This is a genomic window from Steroidobacter cummioxidans (assembly GCF_003104955.1).
The window spans coordinates 36,338-52,458 of record NZ_LSRW01000046.1; the positions used below are offsets into that span (position 1 = coordinate 36,338).

At 62.2% G+C, this 16,121-nt stretch carries 14 protein-coding genes; 5 read left to right on the forward strand and 9 right to left on the reverse strand.

Annotated features, from left to right (window positions below; all coding sequences use genetic code 11):
• Window positions 1–134: 134 nt before the first annotated feature.
• From tatC to dtd, 4 genes are all read right to left on the reverse strand, one after another.
• The gene (gene tatC, locus D0550_RS21495) at window positions 135–911 is read right to left on the reverse strand and encodes a twin-arginine translocase subunit TatC (RefSeq protein WP_116811276.1); all 777 of its coding nucleotides are present in this window, start codon (window positions 909–911) and stop codon (window positions 135–137) included.
• Between the two features lie 8 nt (window positions 912–919).
• On the reverse strand, window positions 920–1,369 hold the full coding sequence (gene tatB / locus D0550_RS21500; protein WP_116811243.1) for a Sec-independent protein translocase protein TatB: 450 nt from the start codon (window positions 1,367–1,369) through the stop codon (window positions 920–922).
• A gap of 20 nt (window positions 1,370–1,389) precedes the next feature.
• On the reverse strand, window positions 1,390–1,626 hold the full coding sequence (gene tatA / locus D0550_RS21505) for a twin-arginine translocase TatA/TatE family subunit (protein ID WP_116811244.1): 237 nt from the start codon (window positions 1,624–1,626) through the stop codon (window positions 1,390–1,392).
• 78 nt (window positions 1,627–1,704) lie between these two features.
• Complete coding sequence (gene dtd / locus D0550_RS21510) at window positions 1,705–2,166, reverse strand: D-aminoacyl-tRNA deacylase (RefSeq protein WP_116811245.1); 462 nt, start codon at window positions 2,164–2,166, stop codon at window positions 1,705–1,707.
• A 509-nt stretch (window positions 2,167–2,675) separates the two neighbouring features.
• On the opposite strand from dtd, the gene D0550_RS21515 reads away from it, so the two are divergent.
• The 4 genes from D0550_RS21515 (at window position 2,676) to D0550_RS21530 (ending at window position 8,055) form a co-directional block, all read left to right on the forward strand.
• On the forward strand, window positions 2,676–3,491 hold the full coding sequence (locus tag D0550_RS21515) for a UDP-2,3-diacylglucosamine diphosphatase (protein ID WP_116811246.1): 816 nt from the start codon (window positions 2,676–2,678) through the stop codon (window positions 3,489–3,491).
• A complete protein-coding gene (locus D0550_RS21520) occupies window positions 3,488–4,525 on the forward strand; it encodes a glycosyltransferase family 4 protein (RefSeq protein ID WP_116811247.1) in 1,038 nt (345 codons plus the stop codon). Before D0550_RS21515 ends, D0550_RS21520 begins: the two co-directional genes overlap by 4 nt.
• A gap of 615 nt (window positions 4,526–5,140) precedes the next feature.
• A complete protein-coding gene (gene mrcB / locus D0550_RS21525) occupies window positions 5,141–7,453 on the forward strand; it encodes a penicillin-binding protein 1B (RefSeq protein ID WP_116811248.1) in 2,313 nt (770 codons plus the stop codon).
• 173 nt (window positions 7,454–7,626) lie between these two features.
• Window positions 7,627–8,055 carry a tetratricopeptide repeat protein gene (locus D0550_RS21530; RefSeq protein WP_153067259.1) on the forward strand — a complete coding sequence of 143 codons (429 nt, stop codon included), beginning with the start codon at window positions 7,627–7,629 and terminating at the stop codon, window positions 8,053–8,055.
• Window positions 8,056–8,064: 9 nt separating this feature from the next.
• Here D0550_RS21530 and D0550_RS21535 read toward each other — a convergent pair whose 3' ends face one another.
• The 3 genes from D0550_RS21535 to uvrD are packed head-to-tail and all read right to left on the reverse strand — an operon-like array spanning window position 8,065 to window position 13,076.
• Window positions 8,065–9,513 (reverse strand): TrkH family potassium uptake protein, encoded by a 1,449-nt coding sequence (locus tag D0550_RS21535; protein WP_116811250.1) that lies wholly within the window; start codon window positions 9,511–9,513, stop codon window positions 8,065–8,067.
• Window positions 9,514–9,522: 9 nt separating this feature from the next.
• The gene (gene trkA, locus D0550_RS21540; protein WP_116811251.1) at window positions 9,523–10,911 is read right to left on the reverse strand and encodes a Trk system potassium transporter TrkA; all 1,389 of its coding nucleotides are present in this window, start codon (window positions 10,909–10,911) and stop codon (window positions 9,523–9,525) included.
• Window positions 10,908–13,076 (reverse strand): DNA helicase II, encoded by a 2,169-nt coding sequence (gene uvrD, locus D0550_RS21545; RefSeq protein ID WP_116811252.1) that lies wholly within the window; start codon window positions 13,074–13,076, stop codon window positions 10,908–10,910. The genes trkA and uvrD overlap by 4 nt, the downstream gene beginning before the upstream one ends.
• Window positions 13,077–13,399: 323 nt before the next feature.
• Here uvrD and D0550_RS21550 point away from each other — a divergent pair, with 323 nt between their 5' ends.
• Entirely contained in the window at window positions 13,400–13,972 is a 573-nt protein-coding gene (locus tag D0550_RS21550) for a COG3650 family protein (protein ID WP_116811253.1), read from the forward strand.
• Here D0550_RS21550 and D0550_RS21555 read toward each other — a convergent pair whose 3' ends face one another.
• Complete coding sequence (locus tag D0550_RS21555) at window positions 13,973–15,193, reverse strand: VanZ family protein (RefSeq protein ID WP_161965971.1); 1,221 nt, start codon at window positions 15,191–15,193, stop codon at window positions 13,973–13,975.
• Window positions 15,194–15,208: 15 nt separating this feature from the next.
• Window positions 15,209–16,114, reverse strand: coding sequence for a heme o synthase (gene cyoE, locus D0550_RS21560; RefSeq protein ID WP_116811255.1), 906 nt, complete (start codon window positions 16,112–16,114; stop codon window positions 15,209–15,211).
• Window positions 16,115–16,121 lie beyond the last annotated feature (7 nt).

Genomic DNA, 16,121 nt, shown 5'->3' on the forward strand with positions numbered 1-16,121 from the left:
GAACGCGGCGCTGCTGTTGTTATGACTGGTAAACATGACAAATGTCATGGAGGCGCAGTCTCACCGAAGAATGCGCCGCGGGGCAAGCTTGAGCGGCCCTTAGAAGCTCAAAAGAAGTCGGTGTATACCGAGGCTCAGGTCTCGGTCGGCTCAGTGTCGGCCGCGGCGCTCTCTGCACGCTTCTTCAACAGGAAGCGCGACAGGACGATGCCGATCTCGTACAGCAGATACATGGGCACGGCCATCATCGTCTGCGACAAGGCATCCGGCGGTGTCAGGAAAGCGGCGACGACGAAAATGCCCAGCAGCACGTAGCCGCGGTTCTTGCCCATCGTGTCGATACTGACCATGCCGGTGGAGGCGAGCAGCACGGTCGCAACCGGAATCTCGAACGCCACCCCGAACGCGAAGAACAGCAGCAGCACGAAATCCAGGTAGTTCTGCATGTCCGTCATCATCTGCACGCCGGCCGGCGCGCTGGTGGTGAAGAACGCGAACATCAACGGAAACACGACGAAGTAGGCGAACGCCACGCCGCAATAGAACAGCACGATGCTCGACACCACCAGCGGTACGGCAAAGCGCTTCTCGTGCTTGTACAGGCCGGGCGCGACGAAGGCCCACGCCTGATACAGCACATAAGGCATGGAGATGAAGATGGCGACGAACAGCGCCAGCTTCAGCGGCGCGAGAAACGGCGAGATCAGGCTGGTCGCAATCATCGACGTGCCCGATGGCATCTTCTCGATCAGCGGTGTCGCCACCAGCGTGAACAACTCGTTCGAGAAGTAAGCGCACGGCAGGAAGATGATGCCGACGCAGATCACGGCACGCAGCAACCGATCGCGCAATTCGATCAGATGCGAGATCAGCGTGCCTTCGGCAAGATTTTCGCGCTCGTCAGCACTCATGCGCGAGCTCACTGCACGACTTTGGTAGCGGGCGTTTCGGCGGCCGATTGTGGCGGCGGCTCCATGCCTGAAACCATGGTTTGCAGATCCAGTCCCGAAGCATTGTGAGGGGCGTCGCTGGCGGGTTGCGTCGGCTCGCTCGGCGCGGCTGCCTCCCAGCTCGCAGATGGATCCGGGAAGGTGGTGGTAGCGGCAGCATCGGTCGACGAATCAGTCGAGGAGTCGGTCGGGGGCGGCGCAGGGGAGGCCGGCGGCGGTGCCTGCATGGGCCGGGATTTGGTCATCTCATCCAAGGTGACCTCCTGCTCCAGCTGGGTGCGCAACTGACGCGCCATGGCCCGGGCACGGCCGGTCCAGCGACCGACCTTTTCGGCCAGGCCAGGCAGTTTCTCAGGCCCCAGCACCAGCAGTGCCAGGCCCATGATCAGGACGATCTCACTGAATCCGACTTCGAACATTGCGCGCCGCGCTCAGTACATCAGGCGTTGGAGCTTTTGCTGCCCGTCTTGCCGGCAGGCGTCGAGCTGAAATCGGCGTCTTTCTGCTCCGGGGAATTGAGCTGCTGAGTTTCCTTGTCGTCCTCGTCGTCCATGGCTTTCTTGAAGCCTTTGACAGCGCCACCTAAATCCGAGCCGATCGTCTTCAGCCGCTTGGCGCCGAACACCAGCAGCGCAATGGCGAGGATGATCAGAAGTTCTTTGAAACCGATGCCCATTTGACTCTCCCGCTTCGCAAAGCCGCCGGATCATACGCCACCCACCTGTCATGTGGGTGTAGGCAGCCGTGGAAAACTCTAGCCCTTGCCCGATCCCTCTGGCGGCACCTGCAACCAGAAGGTCACCGGACCGTCATTGGTCAGGCTGACCTGCATGCTGGCGCCAAACTCACCCGTTTGGACCGCGCCCAAGCGCACTCGTGCGCGCTCGACCAGATAATCGAACAGCCGCCGCCCTTCGTCGGGTGCAGCTGCCGGACTGAACCCGGGTCGGGTGCCGCTGCGCGTGTCGGCCGCCAGTGTGAACTGCGAGACCAGCAGCAGCTGTCCGCCGATGTCCTGCAGGCTCCGATTCATCCGACCTTCGGCGTCTGGAAAAACGCGGTAGGTACACAGTCGTTCCAGCAACCGATCCGCCTGTGCCTCGCTGTCGCCGCGCTCCACGCCCACCAATACCAATAATCCCGTCTCGATGCCGCCCACCTGCCGGTCGGCAACACGAACTTCGGCGTGGGTTACGCGCTGGAGCAGGCCAATCATGAGAGACCGGTGATGAATATGGTTCAGCAGGATAGCCGACACGCGGAACGCGTGAATGAAGTTTCCGTCACGGCAAATTTCTTCCACGGAACCGTCAGTATCGCGCCAATCATGGCGCCATGTTCCCACTCAGCACCAGTTTTCTGGTTTTTTCTGATCGCCCAGTGGAGGTATCACCGGCGTCGCCGCCATAAGAAACGACGCCAAGACCAGGCTCAGCTAGTTTCCAGGAGCGAGTGGGAATTTATCGTTACCAATTGGTAATGATTCGGGATCGAGTGTTATTGCGGGCCCGCCGGGGCCCAGAAAAGCAGCATGGTTGTCGAAGCAAGCGCCGCCGCTGACCCGGCCACCGACCCAACTTGGTTATGACAGCTGCTGAACTGTCATGGAGTTTTCTCCACCCAACCCGCTGACCCGTAAAAGAATCTTCCCGCCGTTGTCATTTACCGGTCACGTTCCGGCCCGAGTCTGCGCGCACCGCAAAGCCTCGCCGCAGGAGGTGACCCATGAGCCCGACTCCGAGCAAACCGGTCTTCCGCTTCCGCAGCATCTTCATTTCCGACGTCCATCTGGGCTTCCGTGGCTGCAGCGCGGACTACCTGCTGGATTTCCTGCACTCAGTCGAGTGCGACACGCTTTACCTGGTCGGCGACATCATCGACATGTGGAGCCTGAAGCGCTCGTTCTTCTGGCCGCAGGAACACAACAACGTCATCCGCACCATCCTCGGCAAAGCCAAGGCGGGCACGCGGGTCATCTACATCCCCGGCAATCACGACAGCGTGTTCCGGGAGTACTGCGGCATGGTGTTCGGCAACGTCGAGATCCATCGCGAGTTCGTCCACGAGAACGCCGACGGTCGCAAGTTCCTCGTCCTGCACGGCGATGAGTTCGACAGCGTCATCAAAGCGAGCCCGCTGCTCGAAGCGCTGGGCAATCGCGCCTACGCCTTCATCCTGAAATTGAATCGCTACGTGAATTTCTTCCGGCGTGCGTTTGGCTTTCCGTATTGGTCGATCGCCGCGTTCCTGAAGCACAAGGTGAAGAACGCGGTGACCTACATCGCCAACTTCGAGCGCGCGCTCGCGGACGAAGCGAAGCGGCGCAATCTCGACGGCATCATCTGCGGTCACATTCACCGCGCCGAGATTACCGAGATCGACGGCATCACCTATTGCAACGATGGCGATTGGGTCGAGAGCTGCACGGTGCTGACCGAGGATGACGAAGGTCGCATGTCGTTGCTGCGTTGGACGGAACAGAAACAAGTAGTGGCGCACACGGGGATGGTTGCGACACTGCCGATCGGACAGGCGGCGTGAAGATAGCGATCGTTACAGATGCCTGGCGGCCGCAAACCAATGGTGTCGTCAAAACGTTGAGCACGACCGCCGATGGCTTGCGCGCGCTCGGTCACGACGCGTGCGTCATCGAGCCGAATCAGTTCAAGACATTTCCCTGTCCGACGTACCCGGAAATCAGGCTGTCCTGGCTGCCGTACGGGCGCCTGTCCGAATTGCTCGAAGATTTTGGACCGGACGCGATTCACATCGCCACTGAGGGAACATTGGGCGCAGCTGCGCGGAAATGGTGTTTGCGCCGGCGTTTTCCTTTCACGACGTCGTACCACACGCAATTTCCGGAGTACGTTCGCGCGCGAGTGCCGATTCCACTCGCCGTGAGTTACGCCCATCTGCGTCGCTTTCATTCAGCCGCTGCGCGAACCATGGTGGCAACGCCGGCCATGCAACGTTTGCTCGAATCACGCGGCTTCAAGAACATCGTGCGCTGGACTCGCGGTGTGGATGTTTCTTTGTTCAAGCCGCGGGCCAAGAGCTTCCTCGCTTTCCCCCGGCCCATTGCAATGTATCTAGGCCGAGTCGCGATCGAGAAGAATATCGAAGCGTTCTTGAAGCTCGACCTGCCGGGCACCAAGGTCGTCGTCGGTGACGGTCCGGCGCGCGCCGAGCTGGAAACGAAATATCCGAACACCAAATTCGTTGGCTATAAATTCGGTGAAGAGCTCGCATCCCACGTGGCTGCGGCCGACGTGTTTGTATTCCCCAGCCGCACCGACACGTTCGGTTTGGTATTGCTGGAAGCGATGGCGTGCGGCGTGCCGGTGGCCGCCTATCCTGTCACCGGCCCCATCGACGTCGTCACTCAGGGCGTCACAGGCGAGCTCAACGAAGATCTCCGCGCCGCAGCCTTAGCCGCTCTAAAGCTCGACCCAAACCAGTGCCGCGCATACGCGCTGGCAAACACGTGGGAAACAGCAACACGCCAATTTTTCTCACATCTCGCACCGAGAGCAGCGACGGAGAGTGCGGCAGAGTCAGCACTCGATTCCGCATAGTTCCGCATAACATCGGAAAGCAAATCCGAGACATCGGGCAGCGTCAGGGTGGGGTGTCTCCTCCCGGCAGCTTTGCGGTACATGGACGGGACCGCAACAGCAGGGCTCATCATGGACGTGCGGTGTAGGAGCGCTAGCGCTCCGGCCGTGCCCGGTGCCGGGAGGAGACACCCCACCCTGACGCTGCCAAGCCACCGCCGCCTCTGACGCTTCTGAAGCTGACGCCAGCCGACGGATCACCCCGCGCTAGAGCGACGTCGGGCATTTGCGACATGGGCAACTCCGCCGGTGCCGAGGTAAGAATCAGATTGAAGAGCTGCGCCGAAAGAGCGTAAGTCCGGGATCATGCCCAGCGTCGCGACCGCCGGCCTACAGCAGCCAGCGCGCAATCTGCTCGCGATTGCCAACAAATCCCGGTATGAGCGGTCCAATGACTACGCAGGACCAGGGGGGATTTCATCGTTCATGCACGATTTGTCGGGCCCTGAGGGGCGACGAGGTATCGGCGCAGAGGCGGGGGCAATGTAGCATGCGCCCCGGCTTTGCCATCACTTTGCCCGAATCCCGCCGCAAGCTGGTCGCAGCAAGCCATGCAATGGATGACACGTATTCGAGATGAGCGCACTGAAGAAGTATCGGAAGCAGGTTTTCGCCGGCATTGCCCTGGCCTTTGGCGTCGCGGCGATTGCCTTCACGGTCTGGGTGTTCATGCTCGACCGCAAGATCACCAGCCAGTTCGAGGGGCGCCGCTGGACGCTGCCGGCGCAGGTGTATGCCCAGCCCACCGAGTTGTACGTCGGTCAGGCGTTCAGCGCCGACACGCTCGAGCAGGAATTGCAGCGGCTCGGCTATCAGCGCGTCGACAAGCCCCAGCATGCCGGCAGCTACAGCCGGCAAGGCACGCGCGTCGATTTGATCAATCGTCGTTTCCAATTCTGGGATGCGCTGCAGGAGCCGCAGCTGCTGTCCATCAAAACCAGTCGCACCGGCATCGAGGACATGCGCAATGGTCGCAACGAGGAGGTGCCGATCTTCCGGCTCGACCCGCTGCTGATCGGCAGCATCTTTCCGATTCACGGTGAAGATCGCGTCGTCGTCACGCCCGAGGAAGTCTCGCAGCTGCTGCCCTCGGCGCTCAAAGTGGTCGAGGACCGCAAATTCGACTCGCATTGGGGCGTCAATCCTTCTGCCATCCTGCGCGCCGCGTTCGTGAACCTGCGGGCCGGTCAGATCGAGCAAGGCGGCTCGACGCTGACTCAGCAGCTGGTGAAGAGTTATTTCCTCGACAACCGGCGCACCATGGGCCGCAAGGTCGAGGAAGCCATCATGGCCATGCTGCTGGAAGTGCATTTCAGCAAGCGGGACTTGATGAATGCGTACATCAACGAGATTTATCTGGGGCAGGACGGTCGCCGCGCGATTCACGGCTTCGGTCTGGCCAGTCAGTTTTACTTCGGCAAGCCGCTGGCCGAATTGCAGCTGCACGAAGTCGCCACGCTGGTCGCGATCGTGCGGGGCCCGTCTTATTACGATCCGCGTCGTCATCCCAAGCGGGTCCGCGAGCGCCGCGATATGGTGCTCAAGCTGATGGCCGAGCATGGCGTGATCGCGCCGGACATGGCGCAGAAGGCGGCGAAACGTCCGCTCAGCATCGTCGGCTCCGGCTCGCAGGTCGGTGGCGGTTACTACCCGGCATTCCTCGATCTGGTCCGGCGCACGCTGCGACGTGACTATCGAGAAGAGGATCTGACCGAGGCCGGTCTGCGGATCTTCTCGACGCTCGATCCCACCGTGCAGACGCAAGCCGAAAAGGCGCTGACCACGGAGCTGGATCGACTGGAGAAAACCAGCAAGAAGAAATCCAAGGTGCCGCTGGAAGGCGTGGTCGTGGTCACGGCCCCGCAGAATGGCGAAGTGATCGCGATGGTCGGCGGCCGCCAGGCCAGCTTTGCCGGCTTCAATCGCGCGCTGGATGCGAAGCGCTCGATCGGCTCGCTGGTCAAACCGGTGATCTATCTGGCCGCCATCGAAAGCGGGCAGTACAACGCCGCGTCCGTCGTCGAAGACGGCCCGGTGGCCGTGAAGCTCGCCAACGGCCAGATCTGGCAGCCGAAGAACATTTCCGAGCAGTTCTACGGTCCGGTGCCGCTGGTGCGAGCGCTGGCGCAATCCATGAACCTGGCGACGGTGAATCTCGGCTTGTCGGTGGGCCTGCCGAAAGTGACACGCGAGTTCGTGGCGCTGGGTCTCGAGAAGGAGCCGCCGCAGTTGCCGTCGGTGCTGCTCGGCGCCCTCGATGTTTCTCCGTTGGAAGTAGCGCAGTTGTACAACGCGTTTGCGAATGGCGGGTTCAGCACGCCGCTACGAGCGGTGCGTGCGGTGGTCGACACGGAAGGCAAGCCGCTGAAGTCGTTCGCGCTCGAAGTGACGCCGGTTGCGAGCCCCGATGCGGTATATCAAGTGAATCGCATGATGGTCGAAGTCATCGAGCATGGCAGCGGCCGCAGCGCGCGCGCCAGCATTCCTTCAAACATCGTAGTGGCCGGCAAGTCGGGCACGTCTTCGGATTATCGTGACAGCTGGTTCGCCGGCTTCTCGGGCAATCATCTGGCGGTGGTGTGGATCGGTCATGACGACAACTCGTCCACCGGGCTGACCGGCTCGGCCGGTTCGCTGCCGGTGTGGTCGCGGTTGATGGCAAGTCTTGGAACAACTTCCTGGAGTGCGCCGTTGCCCGAGAGCTTGCAGGAAACCTGGATAGAATTTCCCACCGGTCTGGCAGCCCGGCCGGATTGCGGCGACGAGCCGATCGCCATCGCCGTCCCCAGGGGGACCCAGCTGCCCATGCAGCCGGCGTGTCAGTCCAACGTATTCGGTGAGATCGGCGAGCGCGCCAAGGAATGGTGGCGCGGCGTGACTCGGCAGTAATGGGGAAGCTGAATCGAAGCCGTTCAGTTTCGGGCGAACCTTTGTTGATTGGATAACGGTCTAATAATCTCGTGATTACCTGGCAGCGAAACCTTCCCACGTTGGTAGCTTTGCTCGTCGTTTCGGCGTGCGCGGTTCCTCCTCCTTATCAGCCGCCGGCGCCGCCGGCGCCCGTGCCTCCAACGCAGGAGCCGCCGGTTGAAACACGCCCGGTGCCGCCGCCGGAACAACCCGGCGAGCAACCGCCGCCGCCCGCGCCGGTCATTCGCGAGCCGGTGTTGAGCGCCGCTTCACGAGCGCTGGTGAGCCAGGCACAGCTGCAACTGCAGTCGAAGAACTATCCGGTGGCCGCGTCTTCGATCGAGCGCGCGCTGCGTATCGAGCCCGACAATCCGCTGCTGTGGATCGAGTTGGGCAGGGTGCGGCAGGCGGAAGGAAACTACGTCCAGGCGGAGAACATGGGCCGCAAGGCGGCGTCCATGTCAGTCAATGCGCCCAAGGCAAACTCGGCGGCCTGGACGTTGATTTCCGAGTCGTTGCGCGCACGAGGCAAGAACACCGAAGCGCAGGAAGCGCAATTGCGTGCGCAAGGCGTTCGCTAACAGCAGAGCTTAGCGACGCCAGAACGATGGCGTCGCGATGACCAGCAGCGGGAAGATCTCCAGACGCCCGAGCAGCATCGCGATCACGCACAGCCATTTGCCCGGCTCGTTGATCGAACGGAAGTTCGAGGAGACTTCGCCGAGGCCGACGCCGTAGTTGTTGATGCACGAAGCGATCGCGGAGAACGCTGTGACGTGATCCGCGCCTGCAATCATCATCAATACCATCAGCACCGCGAACAGAATCATGTACGCGGCGAAGAAACCCCACACTGAATCGATGATGCGCGAATCGACCGGTTTGCTGCCGATGCGAACCGGAATCTCGGCGCTGGGATGGATCAGGTGCTGCACCTCGCGCTGGCCCTGTTTCCAGATCAGCAGCCAGCGGATCACTTTCATGCCGCCCGAGGTCGACCCCGCCGAGCCGCTGATGAACGTCGCGAGCAGGAGAATCACCGGAATGGCGCCGGGCCACACCGAGTAGTCGGTCGTGAAGAAACCCGTGCCGGTCTGCGCCGAAATGGCGGTAAAGACCGACTGCCGGATCGCCGTGTCGGTCGTGTAGACCCCCTTGACCAGCAGCATGCCCAGCGTCAGCAGGAACAGGCACGTCACGAGGAACAGGAAGGCGCGAAACTCAGGATCGCGGAAATAATCCTGCAGCCGGCGATGGCGCAGCACGAAGAAGTGCAGCGCGAAGTTCACCGCGCCCAGGAACATGAACAGCGACGCGACGATCTCGACGGCGACGTTGTCGAAGTAACCGAGGCTCGAGTCGTGCGTCGAGTGGCCGCCTGTCGACACCGTCGAGAAGGCGTGCGCGATGGCATCGAACGGCGACATTCCCGCCATCCAATAACAGACTGCGCAAAGCACTGTGAGCGTCACATAGATCACCCACAGGGCCTTGGCCGTCTCGGTGATGCGCGGGGTGAGTCGCACGTCCTTCGCGGGTCGCGGACTTTCCGCTTTCAACAATTGCATGCCGCCGACGCCCAGCATGGGCAGCAGTGCCACCGCCAAAACGACGATACCGATGCCACCGAGCCATTGGATCTGCTGACGGAAATACAAAATGGAAATTGGCAGCTCTTCGAGTCCGACCAGGACCGTCGCGCCCGTGGTCGTGAAACCCGAAACGGCTTCGAAGACCGCATCGGTCAGATCGAGGTCGGGTTTATCCGAAATCAGCAGCGGCACCGCGCCAGCCAGACCCAGCACGATCCAGAACATCGAGACGATCAGGAAGCCGTCGCGCACCCGCAGTTCACGATGCGCCTTGCGAGCCGGCCACCAGACGAGCGCACCGACGGCCAGCATGCCGGCAAACGAGTCGAAGAACGGCTGCCAGTGACCGTCGCCGAAATACAGCGACACCCCGACGGGCGGCAGCATCGTCAGGCTGAACAGCATCAGCAATTGGCCGATGATGCGCTGAACGGTGAGGAAGTTCATTTATGGCGCTTATCTGGCGTGGCGGCGCGGCACATCGAACAGACGCTCGACCGCTTCGACGTGGCGGCGGTCGGTGAGGAACAGAATCACGTGGTCGTCGCGCTGGATCACCGTGTCGTGGTGCGCGATCAAGACCTGGTCGCCGCGGGCGATGGCGGCAATGGTGGTGCCCTCGGGCAACGGAATGTTTTCGATTCGTTTGCCGATGACGCGGCCTTCACCTTGCACGCCGTGCACGATGACTTCCAGCGCCTCGGCCGCGCCCCGTCTCAGCGAGTGCACGCGGACCACGTCGCCACGACGCACGTGAGCGAGCAGCGAGCCGATCGTTACCTGCTGCGGCGACAGGGCGATGTCGATCGAGCCGCTTTGCATGAGCTCGGCGTAAGCGGGCCGGTTGATCAACGCCATCACTTTGTGACAGCCCAGTCGCTTCGCCAGCATCGCCGACAGAATGTTCGCTTCCTCGGCGTTGGTGACGGCGACGAAGACGTCGGCGCTGTCGATGTTCTCTTCGAGCAGCAGCTCCTCGTCGGCAGCGTCGCCACTGAGCACGATGGTGTTGCTCAGCTGCTCGGACACGCGACGGGCACGACGCTGATCGCGTTCGATCAGCTTGACCTGATGGTTCACTTCCAGGGTCTGCGCGAGCCGGAAGCCGATGTTGCCGCCGCCGGCGATGACCACGCGGCGCACCGGATCTTCCAGGCGCTGCATCTCGTTCATGACCAGACGAATGTCCTCGCGAGCGGCGATGAAGAACACCTCGTCGCCATGCTCGATGACAGTACTGCCCTCGGGCTTGATGCTATGCCCGCCACGATAGATCGCCGCGACGCGCGCATCGCGCCCCTCAATGTGCGTGGGCAGTTGTTTCAATTGCTGTCCGACCAGCGCACCGCCCTGCAACGCCTTGACGCCGACCAGACGGATGCGGCCGTCGGCGAAGTCCAGCACTTGCAGCGCGCCGGGATACTTGATCAGGTGCACGACGTGCTCGGTCACCAGCTGCTCGGGGCTGATCGGCACATCGACGGCGAACGCGCGGTCTTCCTGAGAGAAGAGTTTGGTGTGCTTGGCGAAATCGGCGGAGCGGATACGAGCGATGCGCGTCGCGTCCTTGTTGAACAGACTCCACGCGATCTGGCAGGCGACCATGTTGACTTCGTCGCTGTTGGTCAGCGCGATGAAAATGTCGGCGTCGCGTGCGCCGGCAGCTTCCAGCACGCTTGGCTGGGTGCCGCTGCCAACCAGGGTGCGAATGTCGAGCCGGTCCTGCAGATCGCGCAGCAGCTCGTCATTCACGTCGACGACCGTGACTTCGTTGGCCGCTTCGCGCGCCAGATGATAGGCGGCGGTGCGACCGACCTGTCCGGCGCCGAGGATGATGATTTTCATACCGGTTCCAGATTCGCGTACGCCAGCATCAGCCACTTGGTGCCCTGGCGCTCGAAGTTCACCTGCACGCGCGCGTGGCTGCCCTGGCCTTCGAGATCGAGCACGGTGCCTTCACCGAACTTACCGTGACGCACTCGCTGACCAAGGCGCACGCCGCCGGTGTTGGCCGGCTCCTCGTGCACTCGGCCCATGCCGCTGCGATGAGGCGTGTAGATCGGACGCGAGATTTGTATGCGCGGCCGAATTTCTTCGAGCAGCTCGGAGGGAATTTCCTTGATGAAACGCGACGGCGTGCCGTAGCTGTCCACACCGTGCAAGCGTCGCTGCTCGGCGTAGGTGATATACAGCTGTTTCATTGCTCGCGTCGTGCCGACGTAGCACAGGCGACGCTCTTCCTCGAGCCCGTCCACATCGCTGATCGAGCGCTGATGGGGGAACAAGCCGTCTTCCAGGCCGCACAGGAACACCACTGGGAATTCCAGGCCCTTGGCGGAATGCAGCGTCATCATCTGCACGGCATCCTCGCCGGCGCCAGCTTGTTCCTCGCCGGACTCCAGCACGGCATGCGCCAGGAAGTTGGCGAGCGGGGAGACCTCGATTTCGCCTTCCGGTTCATAGCCACGCGCCGCCGACACCAATTCGTTCAAGTTGTCGACGCGCGCTTCGCCGCGATCGCCTTTCTCTTGCTGATAGTGCGCAACCAGGCCGCTGGCGTGAATCACGTGATCGACTTGCTCGTGCAGCGGCAACGTGCGCGTTTGCTCATCCAGCTGTTGAATGAGCACCATGAACGCATGCAACGCCTGGCCACCGCGCGCACCGATTTCTTTGATGCTTGCACCGGCCGCTTCCCACATCGAAGTGGCATTGGCGCGGGCATAGTTGCGGACGACATCCAGCGTTTTGTTGCCGATGCCGCGAGTCGGCAAGTTCACGATGCGCTCGAAAGAAGCGTCATCGGTGCGGTTATGCATCAGCCGCAGATAACCAAGCGCGTCCTTGATTTCGGCACGCTCGAAGAATCGCAAGCCGCCGTACACGCGATAGGGAATGCGATGGGTGAGCAACGCTTCTTCGAACGTTCGCGATTGCGCGTTCGAGCGGTACAGAATCGCGCATTCGCTGCGCAGACCGCCTTTCATCACATATTCGCGAATGCGATTGACGACGAAGTCCGCTTCATCGCGCTCGTTGAACGCAGCGTACAGCTTGACCGGATCGCCTTGCTCGCCGCTGGTCCACAGGTTCTTGCCGAGACGGCCGCCGTTGTTGGAGATCAGCGCATTGGCCGCCGCGAGGATGTTGCCGGTGGAGCGATAGTTCTGCTCCAGTCGAAACATCTGCACGTTGGGGTAGTCGCGCCGATACTGATGCAAATTTTCCACACGAGCGCCGCGCCAGCGATAGATCGACTGATCGTCATCGCCGACCGCGAACGGCAGTCCCTCGGGTCCGGCGAGCAGCTTCAACCACGAGTACTGGATGGTGTTGGTGTCCTGGAACTCGTCGATCAGCACATGTCGGAAGCGCTGGCGATAGTGCGCCAGCAGATCCGGGCGATCGCGGAACAGCTCGTAAGCGCGCAGCAGCAGTTCGGCGAAATCCACGACGCCGGCGCGGTCGCACTGCTCCTGATACTGCTCATACAACTTGATGAACATGCGCCGGGTCGGATCGCCGTCATCCTTGATCTGTTTGGCGCGCAGCCCTTCGTCCTTGCGGGCGTTGATGAACCACATGATCTCCTTCGGGACCCAGCGCTCCTCGTCGAGGTTCTGCGCTTTCAGCAACCGCCGGATGGCGCGCAGCTGATCGTCCGAGTCCATGATCTGGAAGCTTTGCGGCAGGTTGGTGTCGCGCCAATGGATGCGCAGCAAGCGATGCGCGATACCGTGAAAGGTGCCTATCCACAGCGGTGCGCTGGGCACGCCGAGCATGGTTTCGATGCGCGCGCGCATCTCGCCGGCGGCCTTGTTGGTAAAGGTCACGGCCAGAATGCTGTGGGGGGAGAAGCCTTCCACCTGTACCAGCCAGGCGACACGGTGGGTGAGCACGCGCGTTTTGCCGCTGCCAGCACCGGCCAGGACCAGGGTCGGCGCCTGCGGGGCCGCGACGGCGGCGCGCTGAGCGTCGTTAAGTCCTTCAAGTAAATCAGAAACGTCCAGGGCGAGTCCTCAAGACGGGGCGCTGCCCTAGAGGAGGGCAGGGCTGTGAAACCGAGGTCGCGGATTCTAGCAGGGTGGCCGATTCTATATGCTGTGGGGCTAAGGTCGGTCGCCTGGAGGCGTGCATGCGTGTTTGGCGCGGGATGTTACTTTCCCATTGCGCGGTTTTGCTGACGATGGCGGGGTGCTCGAAGACACCAGAGCCCGCGGTCCCGGCGGCGCCTCCGGCGCAAACGGATGCGCCGAGCCGGCCCCTGGGAGCCTCTGCCACATCCGAGCCGTCCGCGGAGTCTGGGCTCGCCATCAAGCGAGGCATTGTTACGGTGTCCGCCGATCGCAGTGCCTTCCGTCCCTGCGGCGAACAGGGCGATCTGCTCCTGGTCGATCAGACCGATGGCGTGCTCACGCGCGAGTTCGGCGGTGAGAAAGACGCTGACGGCGACGATCTGCCCATGAAGCTCTACATCGAGGCGTATGGCGAGCGTGCGGTCGATAAACCGGCGCCCGAGGGCTTCGCGGGTACCTTCATGCTGGAAGAGGCGCTGTATGCCGCGCCGGACGGACAAACGCGCGGCTGCGATTTGCCGCCGCAGGATTACATCGTCGCTACACGCGGTAACGAGCCTTTCTGGAGCGCGGAAGTCACCGAAGCAGCGTTGCTGTGGCGTCAGCCAGACGAGCCCAAGGAAATTTCCATCGCTGCGCCACAGACGCAGGATGCCGAGGGCGCTGTCAGTTACGTCGCTGCCAACAGCGATCACAAGATCGAGTTGTTCATCGAAGCGCAGGGCTGCCGGGATGACATGTCGGGCGAGTACTTCGCATACGCGGCTCGGGCGACGCTGGATGGCAAGAAATACAGCGGTTGCGCGCGTATCGGTGGCAGATCGTTCTGATCACCGTTCCCGCAAGGACAGATCATTGGGCGCGCCCGCGAATCGTTGCGGGCGGTGACGGTGGTATAGCGAACGGAACACCAGTCCGATGGTCAGCGCCAGCAAGGGATCGGTGATCGACGCGTGCTCGCCGGGCAGCCAGATCTGCAGCGCCTCGACGACGGTCGCGATCGTCAGCATCACGCCGAACGCGAAATTCGTGGAAGCGCCCCACTCGCGCACCACCCACAGCAGCGCGCCATAAAGAAACAACTTGCCAAACACCTGCACCCAGTCGACGACGGCCAGATCCCAGCCCGAATCGACCAGTGCGAGGAACGGCCAGAAATCGAACTGCGCGGCTTGCGGTGAAAAATCGAAGGGCGCCAGCTCTTCGATGACCAGCAAGGCGACGACTGCGAGCACCAGCGCAGCCCGTCGCGGCCGTGGCCGCAGTCGATGCATGAGCACGACCATCGGCAGCAACAACAGCAGCGCCAGCAATTCGGCGGGCACGAACGTTTGATTCGCGACGATCAAGCGGCCGATCAACACCGCGGCCATCAGCAACAGCAATGTTTCCAACCGTCGCTGACGGCTCACCAGCGCGGCGACCGCCTGATTCACGACCAGCCAGCAGGTGAGGAAGACCAGCACGGTGACGAAGTCGAACATGGGATTGAACAGCGGTCGCAGCGCCGCTTTCAGTTTGCCCAGATCGAGTTGTGGCACGAACGGCGCGAATCGCCACGCGAGCCAGAGGCCAATCAACAATGCTGCGCCTGGATCACGCGTCGGGCGCTCCGCGCGTGACGGCAGGTGCATCAGATGACTGAGCGCGGTCCAGCCCATGCCGCCGATGGCGCCGAGCAATGTCCCGCCAGAGTTCAGCACCAGATCGGTGAGACTTGGTACGCGCTTCGATACGTACACCTGCGCGACTTCCATTGCGAGCGACAGCAGCGTGCCCAGCACGGTCGCGAGCGTGACCGAGGTGCCACGACGACGGTGCTCGTTCAACCACAAATACAGACAGAAGCCGAGCGGCAGATACAGCAATACGTTGGAAATACGATCGCCGCGGCCGGCACGCGCCCATGACAGCTGGCTGAGCGCGCCGAGCAGATCGTTGGGCGCATCGGGCTTTAGATTGAAGGGATACAGCGAGCCATACAGGATCAGCGCGATGACCGCGGCCGTCAGCCAGGGAATCGAGCTTCGTGGTGTGCGCGCCGGAGCCACGATGCGAGCGGTGGGCTACGTCAGCCGGATAGTCACATAGTGATCGATCAGCAAGGCAGCGAACAGCAGTGCCAGGTAGGTGATCGAGTAACCGAAGGTCTGCATGGGCAGACGCGCATCCTGACGCACTTTCAGCTGCAGAGCGCGGAACAGGAAGAATGCGCCGAGGATCAGCGCCGCCGCGAGATAGATCAGGCCGCTCATGCCGGTGAGGTAAGGCAGCAGCGTCACGATCACGAGCAGGATCGTGTACAGCAGAATATGCAAGCGCGTGAAATCGCTGCTGTACGCGACTGGCAGCATCGGGATACCCGCCTTTGCGTACTCGTCACGGCGTGCAATCGCCAGCGCCCAGAAGTGCGGCGGCGTCCAGGTGAAGATGATCAGGAACAACAGCAACGCGTGCGGATCCACCGAGCCAGTGACGGCGGTCCAACCCAGCACCGGAGGTGCCGCGCCGGCGGCACCGCCAATCACGATGTTCTGCGGAGTCGCGTGCTTGAGCCACACCGTGTAGATCACGGCATAGCCGATCAGTGAGCAGAATGTGAGTACAGCGGTCAGCGCATTCACACAGCCCCACAGCAACACCATCGACAGCACCGCGAGCACCAACGCGTAGCTCAATGCCTGGCGCTCGGTGACATGACCGGTGGGCAGCGGGCGATTGCGGGTGCGCGCCATCTGCTCGTCGAAGCGGCGGTCCAGGACGTGATTGATCGCCGCCGCCGAGGATGCCGCCAGTGCGATGCCCAGCGTGCCAAAAATCAACGCATTGACCGGCGGCAGGCCCGGCGCTGCCAGGAACATGCCGGCAATGGCCGTGAACATGATCAGCATTACCACGCGGGGCTTGCCCAGCTCGTAGTAATCGCGCCAGGAGGCGGCAGGCTGAAATGAAGAGGTTTGCACGGCGGACATAGGCGAG